Raw genomic sequence first — 12,305 nt, 5'->3', positions numbered from 1 at the left:
TTGGCGCGCCGCGATCGGCGCACTTGCATAACCTAGGCCTCCTAGGTTATAAACTAATAACCGTAGGTTGATGGAGGTTGAGACATGATGGCACGAGCCGGGTTGACCGCCGAGCGGGTCACGCGCGCCGCGGCCGATCTCGCCGATGAGATCGGTTTCGACAACGTGACGATGTCGGCGTTGGCGAAGAAGTTCGGTGTCAAAGACGCCAGCCTCTACTCCCACGTCAAGAACCTGCAAGAACTGCGGGCACGGGTCACGATGCTGGCCGCGGCCGAGAAGACCGACCTGATCGCGGCCGCCGTCGCGGGGCGAGCGGGACGCGACGCCCTCGCCGCGTTCGCGCACGCTTGGCGCGACTACGCACTGCAGCACCCCGGCCGCTACACCGCGACCCAGACCCCGGTCGCGCCCGGACTGGTCGAGGCGGACCCCGGCGCGGTGCGCGGCATCGAACTCACCTACGGCATGCTGCGCGCCTACGGGCTGACCGAACCCGACCTCACCGACGCGGTCCGGTTGCTGCGCAGCACTTTTCACGGTTACTCCGCCCTGGAAGCGGCCGGTGGTTTCAGCCATTCCCGCGACACCGAGGCCTCCTGGGCACGCATCATCGACGCCCTGCACGTCACGCTCGAGCAGTGGCCGTCCAGCACCGAGAAGGACGCGACATGAAATCCGACACCTTGAAGGTCCCCGGCGCCACCCTCTACTACGAGGTGCGCGGCAGCGGGCCCGTGCTGTTGCTGCTGCCGGGCAGCGGCGGTGACGCGGCCGTCTTCGACCCGATCGCCGAGCCGTTGGCTGAACATTTCACCGTCGTCACCGTCGACCCGCGCGGCTACTCACGCAGCGTGCTCGACTCCGCCGAGCCGGTCGATATGCAGGTCGAGGTGCAACGCGACGACGCCCACCGGCTGCTCGAAACCCTCACTCCCGCAGGGGAAGACGCGTACGTCTTCGGCGGAAGCGGCGGCGCGGTCGTCGCGCTCGACCTACTCGCCCACCACCCCGATCGGTTGCGCCTGGTCGTCGCCCACGAACCGCCGTGTTTCGCGGTGCTGCCCGATGCCGCCGAGCAGCAGGCGTTCGTCGACGAGGTGTACGCGCTGTTCCGCACCGAAGGCGTGGCGGCGGCGGGCGCCCGCTTCGTCGAAGGCATCGGCGGCACCATGAAGAGCATGCCCGACCCCGCCGAGCTGCTACCGCGCACCGCCGCCATGATCCGCAGGCTGCACGCCAACGCCACGCCGATGATGGCCCACGAACTGCGCCCCATCACCGCATACCTACCCGACGAACCCGCCCTCGCCGCCGTCGTGGACCGCCTCGTCCTCGGCGCAGGCCGCGAAAGCCGCCCCCACCTCCCCTACCGCCCCGCCGCCACCCTCGCCGAACACCTCGATCTCCCACTGACCGAATTCCCCGGCGGCCACAGCGGATTCACCGACGCCCCCGAAGAATTCGCCACCCAGCTACTGGACCTGCTACTCGCCGCGCGAGTGCCCTAGCCGCGCCCATCGACCGGGCACCCGCCAGTACACCGGTCGGCACCATCCGACCAGCGACCTGACCTGCCGACCGGACGGCAGCACCGGCCTCCGCGCAGCCGCGCACACCGTCGGCGGCATCTGAGCACTCGCCAGTCACGCACACGGTCGACGACACCGGCCCACGCGCCTGATTGCGCACACCAGCGAGCAACACCGAGCCGCGCGCCTGCCCGCGTACACCAGTCGGTACCACCGGCCCGAATGTCTGTCGAGTACGCCGGGCGGCTACAACTGACCACTCGCCAGTCACTTACACCGTCCGGCACCACACCGAGCTACCCGCCCACCGCTAAGCATCGGAGATACCGAGCGGGACATGACTGCGCGATTGTGCGAGAGGACGCTCTGTCATGTCCCGCTCGTGCGGCCGAGTCGTCTCCTTTGGGCCGGGCTACGCGCGCCGCCAGTTTTTATGCCAGCGTGCCGCAGGGGGCGAGGCGGGGGCCGATTCCGTCAATCTGCCTGTGGCAGAACGGGTTCTCGGCGGCGCTTCCATTCCGGGATCGACAGGTAGGTTGCGGCTCGCAGTAACCACTCGATCGGGCCGTATCGGTGGTTGCGTAACCACCAGGTGCTCAGAGCTAGTTGGGCGGTGAAGGTGAGTAGTGCGAGGCCGAAGACGCCTGCCGGTGGGATCTTGTCGGCCAAGGCGAAGCCGTAGCCGGTATAGATCAGCATGAGCACGATCGATTGGGCGATGTAGTTGGAGGCGGCCATGCGTCCGGCGGGGGCCAACAGGCTGGTCAGCTGGGCGGTGCGGGGTGACTGGGTCAGGCAGATGATGCCCGCGATGTAGGCGAAGGTCATGAGCGGGTTGATCAGTTGTTGGATGCCGAACCAGATGCTGGGCGGGGTGAACCAGTTGAGCGCGCCCGCGAAGGTCACCGCCGAGACCGGCAGGCCGATGGCCAGGCCGCCGACCAGCACGCGAGGGGCCCAGCGCCGCAGGGTGTCTCGGTCGTTGAACAGCTCACGCTTACCTGCCGCCATGCCGATCAGGAACATGCCGAGGCTGGTGACACCCTGGGTGAACCAGATCAGCAAGAGAAACCCGGGGGCCAGCCACATCTGGGTGGCGAACGTTTCGCCGAAGGTGCCGGTATATCCCTCATGTATGCGTTCGAGGTCGAAGAGTGCGCCGAGCGCCGAGAGTGCATGACCTTTTCCGCTCGGCAGAAAAGCCCATCCGCACCACACCACGTACAGCACCGCGCCGGTGATCACGGCGGTCCGCGGCGTCAACTTCTTCAGCGGGATCAGGATCAGGCACAGGAACGCGTACAGGGTGAGGATGTCGCCGAACCAGAGCAGGAACACATGCGCGAGTCCGATCGCCATCAGCGCCGCACAGCGCCGCAGCAGCCGGGCGTTGGCCGACGCACCCGCACGCTGTGCCGCCGCGATCTGCAGGGTGAACGAGTACCCGAACAGGAACGCGAACAGCAGATAGAACCGGCCGGCGAACAACGCGTCGACCATCCCGCTCACCGCGAGGTCGACGGGACCGTCGAAGCGCCGTTGCGGATCGTCGTTCGTCCCGCGGAACGACCACAGCGTCGTCGCGACGACCACATTGGTGATCAGGATGCCGAACAACGCGAATCCGCGAAGAATATCGACCTCGGCGATCCGTCGACCCGTAGTGGTGGCGGGGAGAACCGATTCGGTCATGCCATCGAAAATAGACGCCCGTACCCGAAAGAAGCGTCGATCGACAGACTGAACTCGCCCCCACCAAAGGCTGCCCGCGTCTGCGACCTGCGGCGTATTGACAACCACCTCGGGTCACACCAGGTCGGCAACCTCCAGATAGATCTGCCGCTCGACGACGATCTCGGTCAGGAACCCTTGCGCGCCACCCGCGGACGCGGTCGGCGGGAACGCCGCGACCGCCAGTTCCCCCGCACGCAAGCGTGTTCCGGTGAACTCGCGCTGCCCGAGGATGATGGGCTGCGCCTGCTCGAAGCGTTCGCTCACGACGTCGTCCGGGAGGGGTTCGCCGAGCATGTCGGTCACCGTCCCCGGGATGAGCCGCGCCCCGACGATCTGGTCGAAACTGGGTCGACGGGTGATGCGGTGCGCCAGATACATTCGGTCCGGCCGTCCGAAACACAAATGGGTCAGCAGTCCCTGACCGCGTTCGCGATCAGCGCCGAGTTCGGCGAAGTACACGACCCGGCGCACCGTGGCGACCACGTCGTTCGCGATCGCGATACCGCCGCGCTCATGTCGGCCACGAATCAGGGTGCCGCGGAACGAGCCGCGTCGGTGTTCGCTGGCCGGATCCAGCTCCGCGATCGGGAAGTCCTCGGGATCAAGGGTGTGGATGCCGGTGTAGCCGACCCGCCGGTCCGCACCCAATGCGCGGCTACCCCGTTCGTCGAACTCGACCGCGAGCAGAACCTGGAAGTTGTAGGGTTCCTGGAACATCGGACGGTACGAGAGGTAGCAATCGAGGCCGGTGCCGAAAACCACCATGCCATGCATCCCCGCACCGCCTGCCATTCCGGGCTGATGGTGGTGTCGAGGGGCACGAATATGGATTGCGCTCATGACTCCACCTCGCTGCGCTCGCTCATGATGAGCTCCTTTCTCGCCACCATCACCTTGCCAACCACGAACCCCGCTGCCACGAGTGTCGAGCTACTCGAATCTCGCGCCCGCTGCTACTCGGCAACTGGTGGACTTCGCGAATCCCCGACCACGTCGCAGTGGCTCTCGCGACTTCGAGTGCGTCCCGCCGAATGTCCCCCTTGCGAATTGGGCTCGCGCCGCAGCCGTTGAGTGGCACATAGCTGCGGCAAAACCCCGAGAGCGGCTCCCCATGGTGTGCCCCTCACGGACGGTCGAGCGGCGGAGGCGCTGCGGCCCCGTTTCGGGTAAGCGGGCGGTGGCGGACGGTGCGAACACGCATGCGGTGCAAGACAACTGCCCAGTACCCCAGTTGGGGCTAGCTCGATCGCCCCGCCATCGGCGGATGCGGGCGAAGGTTAGGATTCCGGACGTGGGTGTTTCACAACATGGGCGATCCCGGGTGCCCGCGCAGTATCGTTCGGTCCTGCCGACGGTCCCGGGACTCCCGATGGGCGCGGCGGTCCTGATCGCGATTGCCTGCACGTTTCTGGGGTTCTTGATCGATGCGAACGGCAACAGTACCGACCTGACCGGCACGTTCGCCGCGCTGTACATCGCCGGTTGCGTGGCGGCCGTGCTGACCGTCCGCTACCGCGGCCTGTTCACCACCATGGTGTTGCCGCCGCTGCTGCTCTCGGTCGCCGTACCGCTCGCCTACCAGCAGCTGACCGGTCGGCCCACGACCTCCCTCAAGGACATCCTGCTGAACCTGGCCGTCCCGCTGGTGGAACGCTCTCCCATAATGATGGCCGCCACCGCGCTCGTCCTGCTGATCGGCGGCGCACGCATCATGCAACAGCGCCGCAGCGAACCATCGACCCGCGCGACGGTCTCCTGACGATCAGTCTGGCGCGGCCATCGCCCGGAGATCGGGCAAGTTGCCGATGCGCTGGCTTGCGGGCCGTCCGGGTGCGCTGGTCTGCGGTGCGCCGGTGGCGCGCAGTCGGGCACGCATCTCGGCGGGTGTCCTGCGCCGACCCGCCGCGGCGCTCATGCCCTGATAACTCGCGACGGCGCCGGTGACGATCGGTGCGGCGCTGGATGTTCCGCTGAACACGTCGGTGTACCACAGGTCTTCGTCGGAACCGCCCTGCAGATCGCCGTAGCCGGTGGTGGTGACTTCCCGGCCCCAGCCCTGGGCGTCGATGCGGGAACCGAAGTTGGAGAAGGCCAGCCGGGACCGAGCCGGTCCGTGATCGCGGCCGTGGAAACCGGGCGGCGGGGCTCCCGCGCCGACGACGATCGCCCCGGAATCGGCCGCGCCACCGCGGAACGGGTTGCGCCACGAGGCCGGGAATCCGACGGGACGGGCGTCATACAGGGCGGCGTCGAGGTCTTCGGCACCGTTGCCACCCGCCTCGACCACGATGACGCCGCGACCGTTCGCGTAGCGAATCGCCGCCAAGTCGTCGGGCCACCATTCGAGCGCGATATAGCCTGCTTGGTCCGGACGTTCCGCATAGTTGAATCGCGGTCCGGGACGGTGCAGTTCGATCAGGACGACATCGCCCGCACCGAGTGCGTCGGCGGCGGTGCGGATCGCGGCGGCTGTTCCCGCGCCGAAGATCGAGACTGCCCGGATGAGAGCTTCCGGTGCGATGCCGGTGATGCCGAAGGCGTTCACGTCACCGCTCACCTCGCCGGCGACCGCGGTGCCGTGGTTGCGCCAGCCCCGGTCCGGTGAGGTGTTACCGCCGATCACCCCGCCCTGGTTGGCCAGCAGATCCTCGTGCGTGAACCGCCACGCGCCTTCGACGTCGATCACGCGCACACCTGTGCCGCGGCCGCCGGGGACAGTCCAGGCCCAACGCGCGTCGATGCCCTGGGGTGCGGGGTCCAGGTAGCCCTGGCGCGCTTCGAAATTCGGAGTGACCGGTGGTGCGTCGATTGTCGCGGTTTCGATGGTGGTGTACGGAGCGATCGGGGGTTCGGCGGGTGGCTTGACGTAGGCGCCGTCGACCGCGTCGTCTTCGCGCAGCCGCGCGGCGATCGCGTCGAGGTCCTGGTCGAGCCCGCGGACCGAGAAGTACTTCAGGTACTCCGCTGCGACGGGCTCGTGCGGAGTGCCCGCGAGCCGGCGGGGCAGGCGGTTGGCGGGCCCGAAGATGCGAGCGAGCTCAGCGCCGGGCGGGAGCAGTGCGGCCAATCGTGACTCGATGTCGCGACTCTGCTCGAGCACGCTCGGCGTGAGTGGGCGTTCGGTGCCGTGCGTGACCACGATCAGTTCGGCAGGCGACCGGAGCGCGCGGTGCTGGGATGCCATGGTGCCAAGTCAAACCTGGTGTGCGGGGGCGGTCACCACCATTATGCGCGCAATTGCCGCCGTGAAACGCCGGGCAGGTCCACCACACCGTGGCGCACCGCGGCAACGCTGAGCACTTCCATCGTCCCGATCAGGATGAGGCACAGCCCGACCACCACACCGAGCGAGTCGAACGAGTCGAACGGGAGCACGCCGACCAGGATGCCGAGCACCATGGTGGCGAGACCGAAAACCTCCTGCCTGCCGGGTAGCTCGTCCGCCCAGGCCGCCACCGTGGCATGGCAGATCCCGCGGATCGACCAGGCGAGTGCGATCCAGAAGGACAGCAGCAGTGCCGAATTGCCGCCGCTGAAACACAGCACAGCGAGCAATACGGAGAGCACGCCACTGACGAATATCAGCGCTCGCAGCACGGACGCGAACTTCGCGCCGAACGCGACAATCATCTGCAATCCACCGTTGAGCAGCAGGTAGAGACCGAAAAGCAGCTCCGCGGTCGGTAGCGACTTGTGTGGCCACACCGCTATGACCACACCCACGATCATCGAGCAGGCACCGGCCACCAGTACTGCCTGCCGGGCACCCCCGGCTAGTGGTTCCGTACGCCCTTCGAGCTCGTTTTCGGGCATAGCTACATGATATGGCCGGGCCGTCCAGTTAGCGGCGTGTTTGCCTTCACTCGGTGCGGCGAGCTGGGTCGGGAGCTTTCCCGAGTGACCGAGGCGGCGGTGGACGGGGGCCGCTGGACTCGTTGACCACTCTCGTCACCGACCGCGGCTGAATGTTGCCAGGTTGTTGCCATTGGCGTGGCGCGCTAGGACCGTCGATGATGACCCGAAACAGGGTGGCGCGCCGCTATAACTAATCGCATGGCATTGAGTTGGAAGCTGGTCATCGACAGTCGGAACGCCGCCGAGCTCGCTGACTTCTGGGCCGCGGCGCTGGAGTACGAGGTGGAAGATCCCAGCGCTCTCATCGAGCAACTGCTGGGCGCCGGGCAGTTGGGCGAGGACGCGGTGGTCGAGCATCGCGGCCGCAAGACCTTCCGGGGCTACGCCGCGATCCGGCATCCCGATGATCCGTTCGACCAGACCAGTGGCGTCGGCCGCGGTCGGCGGCTGCTCTTCCAGGACGTGCCTGAGGACAAGTCGGGCAAGAACCGTCTGCACGTCGATGTGCACAGCGCGCCCGGCGACCTCGACGGACTGGTCGCGCGGTTGGAAGGGCTGGGAGCGACCAGGGTTCGCGAGATCGACAAAGGACCCGCCGGGCACTGGTGGATCATGCTCGACCCGGAAGGCAACGAGTTCTGCGCGGCCTGATGTCTGGGGCTACTCGTCGGCGGTGCCGTTCAAGGTCAGGAACACACCGCGAGCCCGGGTCCCGTCCGGCAGTCGCCACGGCGCTATGACCTGACCGGCACCGACCGGCTCCGCAGACTCGGTGACCGGCCGCAGGATCCGGTTGACCCGAATGATCGCCGTGTTTCCCGGTACCTGCATGCCGACCGCGATGTCGGTGCCGGTCGCTCCGTCTTCCGCCGCCACCGGCCCGGATCCGAGGGCGGGAACCGCGACGTCGGCGATCGTCACAGCAACCGAACGATCCACTGTCGCACTGTCGTTCTGCGCCTGCGCCTGTGCCGTTCCGGCGAGCAGCGCCAGAATCTGTGCCACCACCACCGGATCACGCGTTCCGTCATAGAGCCACCGCTGCCCGAGCACACCGTGCATCGACGTACCGACGAGCGCGTCCTCGGCGCCGTCGAGTGGCGCCCCGCGGTAGCCGAACGGCACTTGATAGGTGACCGGCTGCTCCCCTGAGCTGTCGGTCACCACCATGAACTCGATGCCGACCTCCCCGTCCGGATCGTCGAGCCGGAAACCGCCGACCCGGTGCAGCACCGGCCGCGCATCGCCGCGATACCACGAGCGAGTCGGCAGCCAGGAACTCAGCAGCTCGGTCTTCGTGGGAACCATTGTGGTCTCGTGGATTACGGCCATGGTCGAGTTCTCCTCCTGCGCGCCCAGACGATCCGCCGCTGCGCTTCGCAGTTTATGGGACCGACGCGCGACTACCGAGGTCGGTGACCGTGGCGGGCCGGCGGCGGGTTTCGGCGAGGAGTTCGTCGAGTTGGGCTTCGGCGCGTTCGGCGCGGGCCAGAGTTTGGGCGCGCGCCTCGTCCAGGGCCTCGATGCGCTGTGCCGCTTCGGCGCGGGCCTTGTCGATGGTGGCCGCGGATTCGGCGCGGGCCGCGGCGATGTCGGCTGCGGCGGTGCGGCGGAGGTCCGCGAGTTCGGTGCGGGCGGTGTCGAGTTCGGCACGGACCCTGCGCCATTCCTCGCGGGCCTCGTTTGCCGCTTCGATGCGTTCCATGGCTGCCTGCTCGGCGCGTTCGGTCGCGCGTTCGGCGTCGGCGGCGCGTTGGACGGCGAGGTCGCGTTCGGCGTGGGCGGCGGCGACCTGGGCGGCTGATTCGCGTTGTGCGTGCGCGATTTCCGTCGCTGCCCGGCGTTCGGCGCGGTCGACCTGTTCGGCGGCCTCCGTGCGGATTCGTTCGATTTCTTCGGCGGCTTCGCGGCGGGCGGTGCGGACCTCGGCCTCGGCTTCGCTGCGGGCGGCGAACACGTCGTCGGCGGCTTGCCTGGTGGTGCGTTCGACTTCGCGTAGTGCGTCGTCCCGCGTGCTGTTGGCATCGGCGACCGCGGCTTCCGCGCGTTCGGCCGCACCGGCCGCGTCGTCGGCGGCGGCTTCGGCCAGCGCGCGGGCTTCCTCGGCCTCGCGGCGTGCCTGTTCGGCGGCGACAGTGGCCATTTCGGCTTCGGCGATGCGGCGGGCCGCATCGGCTTGGACCGCCTGGACCTGTGCTTCCGCGACCGAGGGGTCGCCGAGGGTGGACAGTTCGGCGACGGCGGCGTTGAGGGTGTTGCCCAGTTGGTCGGCCAATCCACGGAATTGGGTGAGCAGCTCGTCCGCACGCAAACGAGCGACAGTGACCGGGCCCTGCTGCGTCACAGTGACAGAAGCGAGCGGTACCTCTGACTCCTGTTGTTGCCGTTGACGTTCCCGCCACGCGCGCCATCGCGTGTGATCGGGATGATCACAGTATTCCGAGGGGCGGCCAGGGCCCCCGCCGCGCGTGATCGGTCGAGCGCAGCCCGGGTAGTTGCAGACGTTGGACACCTGAGAATCGTAGCGTTTGTTTCGTCACTATTGACGTATTGAGACGAAACGAAATAGGCCGTGTCGCAGGAAATCCCATACGTCGACCAGGATTTCTGACCACCGATAAGTGAACATTATCGGCGGTCAGCCCACTCCTCGATCGTCGAACTCTCTTGCCGCAGTTTCGTTTACGTTTGGTTGGCACATACGAAACGAAACCGCTACGGAATCCCTCGAAAACTAGACACCCCTGTACGCCCGTCCCATTCGCAGCTGCCAGCCCGCACGACCCAGTAGGCGGATTCGCAATCAACTGGGTGAAACCGTGGCTTTCTCAAGCGGCGACAAATGCACTAATTGAATACGACGCCGTAGCTACGCTTGCTAAGCTACTAAAGCGTATCTACTATCCCTGTCATGGCCACCGATGATGAACAACAGGGACGACGCCGCTCCCTCGATGAGGTCCTCGACGCGTGCCGAGCCGCCGTGGTGACTGAAGTGGCGGATAAGGGCCTCGGGCGGCTCTCGATCGAGGGGGTTTCCCGGCGGTCCGGCGTCGCGAAGACCTCGATCTACCGGCACTGGTCCTCGGTCGAGGAGTTGCTGCTCGATGCGATAGGCCATACCCACCCCGTGGAGACGGTCGCTCTCGACGGCGGGGGGCTGCGGCCGGATCTGCTGCGGTCGCTCGAACAGTTGGTCGGCTGGCTCGGCGGGCCGACCGCACCGGCGGTCGCGGCGATCGTCGCCGAACGGCAGCGTCGACCGGATCTCGTCGAGGCCCTGTACACCCGGGTGTTCGACGCCCATGGCAATCGGTTCACCCGCACTGTGATCGAGCACTACGCCGAGCGTGGTGACATCGACCCTCGGCTGGTCACACCTGTCGTCGTCGACATCGGCGAGGCACTGGTGATCAAACACCAGATCGACACCGGGAATCTGCCCGATGCGCACACCCGCGCCGCGATTGTCGACCAGGTGATCCTGCCTGCGCTCGGAATCCCGCGCATACCTGAGAACGGACCTTCGATATGACCCGCACCGCCCCCGACGCTCCCGCGGCACCGCCCGCCACCGTGCAGGTGAACTGGGACGAGACGACCAGCACCGCACGGACCACGCTCACCACCCACCTGTGGACCGCGCCGCCACTGCGCCGCGAATCTCCGATCCACGACAAGGCATTCGACGCCCTGCGGGAACTGCGCGCCGATCTCGCTCGCTTCCTGCCGTGGTTCAGCCATCCACGGATCGCGGTTCCCGAGCTCACCCCGCCGACGCCGACCGAAACGTCGTGGAACTTCGAACTCCTCGACCCCTACGTCGAGGACTTCGTTGCCGCATCGGAGGGTCGGCCCATCGTGGTGAACTTCGCCACCATCCCGGCCTGGATGTTCGTTACTCCCGAGCCCGTGCCGGTCGCCGACGATCCCGACGAAATCCATTGGCATTACGAGCAGGGCTCCGAACTGCGTGACCCCACCTGCGCCGAGGTCGCCGACTATTTCTACCGAATCGCGAGTTGGTACATCGCCGGCGGTTTCACCGACGAGCTGGGCGGATGGCACGAGTCGGGTCACCATTACCGCTTCGCCTACTGGGAAGTGTTGTGCGAGCCCGATATCGGGCACCGGATCTCACCGGAGAATTACACCAAGCTCTACGACGCCGTCGTCGCCCGCCTGGCTCCGCTGGACCCGGACATGAAGTTCATCGGGCTGTCGCTGAGCCACGTGCACCATCAGCCGGAATACTTCTGGCATTTCCTCGATCCGGCCAATCACGCCGACGGTGTCCCGGTCGACGCGATCTCCTATCACTTCTATGCCCAGCCCGAAATCGCCAACCCCTTTGGGGCAGCAGGGAATGCCCCTAGCGCGCACTGGCGCGACATCTTCTTCGCCCAAGCCGACGCGTTCCTCGACCAGGTTCGCTATATCGACTCGATCCGCAAGCGCCTGTCGCCCGGCACCGCGACCTTCATCAACGAGTTGGGCAGCTACCCGGCCGACGTGATGAACCCGGAGCCCGACATCCCCGACACATACTGGGCACTGAGCGCCTCGGTCCAGTCCTACCTGTGGGCCAAGCTCGTCGAGCTCGGCATCGACCTGGTCGGCATCGCCGAATTCATGGACTATCCCGGCATGATCCCCGGCGTCAGCCTGATCGACTGGGAAACCGGCGCACCCAACACTCGATACCACGCGCTCGCACTGCTGCTACGCCACTTCGGTAAGGGGGATGCCCTGGCGACCAGCTCAACCGGCGCGTTCGGCTTCCCGGACCCCCGCATCCACGCCCAGGCGTTTGTCACCGCCACCGGTCGCCGCAAACTCCTCCTGATCAACAAGACCGCCGAACCGGTCGCCGTGGCCGTCCCTGACCTCGGCGGGCGAACCGAACTCGAACAGCTCGGTGTCGGCACCGTCGGCGCACATCGAACACCCCTCGAGGACGGTGCCGCCGTACTCGACGCCCACGCCACCGCCGTCGTCTCCTACTGACCGCGCGCCCCATGAACCGCTTCAGATGAGAAGAACTCGCTAGCACCGTCCCCAATTCAGCTGGCGGACATCGGGTCGCACCTCCCGATGCCCGCCAGTTGGGCTGCAAACCCACACACTTTCGGTTCTCATGACCAGTGGACGAGCAGATGACCCACGGAGCGAAAGTGAGTACCC

The 12,305-nt window shown here is 66.9% G+C and carries 12 protein-coding genes; 6 read left to right on the top strand and 6 right to left on the bottom strand.

Annotated elements, in window-relative coordinates; all coding sequences use genetic code 11:
* The first annotated feature begins 84 nt into the window (after nucleotides 1–84).
* The gene (locus tag ACFK0J_RS20305) at nucleotides 85–675 is read left to right on the top strand and encodes a TetR/AcrR family transcriptional regulator (RefSeq protein ID WP_378729515.1); all 591 of its coding nucleotides are present in this window, start codon (nucleotides 85–87) and stop codon (nucleotides 673–675) included.
* Nucleotides 672–1,511 carry an alpha/beta fold hydrolase gene (locus tag ACFK0J_RS20300; RefSeq protein WP_378729513.1) on the top strand — a complete coding sequence of 280 codons (840 nt, stop codon included), beginning with the start codon at nucleotides 672–674 and terminating at the stop codon, nucleotides 1,509–1,511. The genes ACFK0J_RS20305 and ACFK0J_RS20300 overlap by 4 nt, the downstream gene beginning before the upstream one ends.
* Nucleotides 1,512–2,006: 495 nt before the next feature.
* Here the strand turns inward: ACFK0J_RS20300 and ACFK0J_RS20295 are convergent, their stop codons facing one another.
* The gene (locus ACFK0J_RS20295; RefSeq protein WP_378729511.1) at nucleotides 2,007–3,224 is read right to left on the bottom strand and encodes a DUF418 domain-containing protein; all 1,218 of its coding nucleotides are present in this window, start codon (nucleotides 3,222–3,224) and stop codon (nucleotides 2,007–2,009) included.
* A 114-nt stretch (nucleotides 3,225–3,338) separates the two neighbouring features.
* On the bottom strand, nucleotides 3,339–4,106 hold the full coding sequence (locus ACFK0J_RS20290; RefSeq protein WP_378729510.1) for a hypothetical protein: 768 nt from the start codon (nucleotides 4,104–4,106) through the stop codon (nucleotides 3,339–3,341).
* 451 nt (nucleotides 4,107–4,557) lie between these two features.
* Between ACFK0J_RS20290 and ACFK0J_RS20285 the strand changes: the two genes are divergently transcribed.
* Nucleotides 4,558–5,025 (top strand): DUF6542 domain-containing protein, encoded by a 468-nt coding sequence (locus tag ACFK0J_RS20285; protein ID WP_378729508.1) that lies wholly within the window; start codon nucleotides 4,558–4,560, stop codon nucleotides 5,023–5,025.
* 3 nt (nucleotides 5,026–5,028) lie between these two features.
* Here the strand turns inward: ACFK0J_RS20285 and ACFK0J_RS20280 are convergent, their stop codons facing one another.
* A complete protein-coding gene (locus tag ACFK0J_RS20280; RefSeq protein WP_378729506.1) occupies nucleotides 5,029–6,450 on the bottom strand; it encodes a S8 family serine peptidase in 1,422 nt (473 codons plus the stop codon).
* A 41-nt stretch (nucleotides 6,451–6,491) separates the two neighbouring features.
* A complete protein-coding gene (locus ACFK0J_RS20275) occupies nucleotides 6,492–7,079 on the bottom strand; it encodes a DUF308 domain-containing protein (protein WP_378729504.1) in 588 nt (195 codons plus the stop codon).
* A 240-nt stretch (nucleotides 7,080–7,319) separates the two neighbouring features.
* Between ACFK0J_RS20275 and ACFK0J_RS20270 the strand changes: the two genes are divergently transcribed.
* Nucleotides 7,320–7,772: a VOC family protein gene (locus tag ACFK0J_RS20270; RefSeq protein ID WP_378729502.1), complete on the top strand. Its 453-nt coding sequence runs from the start codon at nucleotides 7,320–7,322 to the stop codon at nucleotides 7,770–7,772.
* A 9-nt stretch (nucleotides 7,773–7,781) separates the two neighbouring features.
* Here ACFK0J_RS20270 and ACFK0J_RS20265 read toward each other — a convergent pair whose 3' ends face one another.
* Together ACFK0J_RS20265 and ACFK0J_RS20260 are read right to left on the bottom strand one after the other, a co-directional pair.
* Nucleotides 7,782–8,453: a 1,4-alpha-glucan branching protein gene (locus tag ACFK0J_RS20265; RefSeq protein ID WP_378729500.1), complete on the bottom strand. Its 672-nt coding sequence runs from the start codon at nucleotides 8,451–8,453 to the stop codon at nucleotides 7,782–7,784.
* A gap of 52 nt (nucleotides 8,454–8,505) precedes the next feature.
* Nucleotides 8,506–9,432, bottom strand: a complete 927-nt coding sequence (locus tag ACFK0J_RS20260) for a hypothetical protein (protein WP_378729498.1) — start codon at nucleotides 9,430–9,432, stop codon at nucleotides 8,506–8,508.
* Between the two features lie 600 nt (nucleotides 9,433–10,032).
* On the opposite strand from ACFK0J_RS20260, the gene ACFK0J_RS20255 reads away from it, so the two are divergent.
* The gene (locus tag ACFK0J_RS20255) at nucleotides 10,033–10,656 is read left to right on the top strand and encodes a TetR/AcrR family transcriptional regulator (RefSeq protein WP_378729496.1); all 624 of its coding nucleotides are present in this window, start codon (nucleotides 10,033–10,035) and stop codon (nucleotides 10,654–10,656) included.
* On the top strand, nucleotides 10,653–12,128 hold the full coding sequence (locus ACFK0J_RS20250; protein ID WP_378729494.1) for a hypothetical protein: 1,476 nt from the start codon (nucleotides 10,653–10,655) through the stop codon (nucleotides 12,126–12,128). Before ACFK0J_RS20255 ends, ACFK0J_RS20250 begins: the two co-directional genes overlap by 4 nt.
* Nucleotides 12,129–12,305: the final 177 nt, after the last annotated feature.

Source organism: Nocardia brasiliensis, from assembly GCF_042691675.1.
Classification (GTDB): Bacteria; Actinomycetota; Actinomycetes; order Mycobacteriales; family Mycobacteriaceae; genus Nocardia; species Nocardia brasiliensis_D.
Note: the sequence above shows the minus strand (reverse complement) of the source record. Positions and strands in the feature narration are given on the sequence as shown.

What these genes read in the sequence shown, in the direction of transcription:
- ACFK0J_RS20305 (WP_378729515.1), top strand. Translation starts at nt 85, where the DNA reads ATGATGGCACGAGCCGGGTTGACCGCCGAGCGGGTCACGCGCGCCGCG.
- ACFK0J_RS20300 (WP_378729513.1), top strand. Translation starts at nt 672, where the DNA reads ATGAAATCCGACACCTTGAAGGTCCCCGGCGCCACCCTCTACTACGAG.
- ACFK0J_RS20295 (WP_378729511.1), bottom strand. Translation starts at nt 3,224, where the DNA reads ATGACCGAATCGGTTCTCCCCGCCACCACTACGGGTCGACGGATCGCC.
- ACFK0J_RS20290 (WP_378729510.1), bottom strand. Translation starts at nt 4,106, where the DNA reads ATGAGCGCAATCCATATTCGTGCCCCTCGACACCACCATCAGCCCGGA.
- ACFK0J_RS20280 (WP_378729506.1), bottom strand. Translation starts at nt 6,450, where the DNA reads ATGGCATCCCAGCACCGCGCGCTCCGGTCGCCTGCCGAACTGATCGTG.
- ACFK0J_RS20275 (WP_378729504.1), bottom strand. Translation starts at nt 7,079, where the DNA reads ATGCCCGAAAACGAGCTCGAAGGGCGTACGGAACCACTAGCCGGGGGT.
- ACFK0J_RS20270 (WP_378729502.1), top strand. Translation starts at nt 7,320, where the DNA reads ATGGCATTGAGTTGGAAGCTGGTCATCGACAGTCGGAACGCCGCCGAG.
- ACFK0J_RS20265 (WP_378729500.1), bottom strand. Translation starts at nt 8,453, where the DNA reads ATGGCCGTAATCCACGAGACCACAATGGTTCCCACGAAGACCGAGCTG.
- ACFK0J_RS20255 (WP_378729496.1), top strand. Translation starts at nt 10,033, where the DNA reads ATGGCCACCGATGATGAACAACAGGGACGACGCCGCTCCCTCGATGAG.
- ACFK0J_RS20250 (WP_378729494.1), top strand. Translation starts at nt 10,653, where the DNA reads ATGACCCGCACCGCCCCCGACGCTCCCGCGGCACCGCCCGCCACCGTG.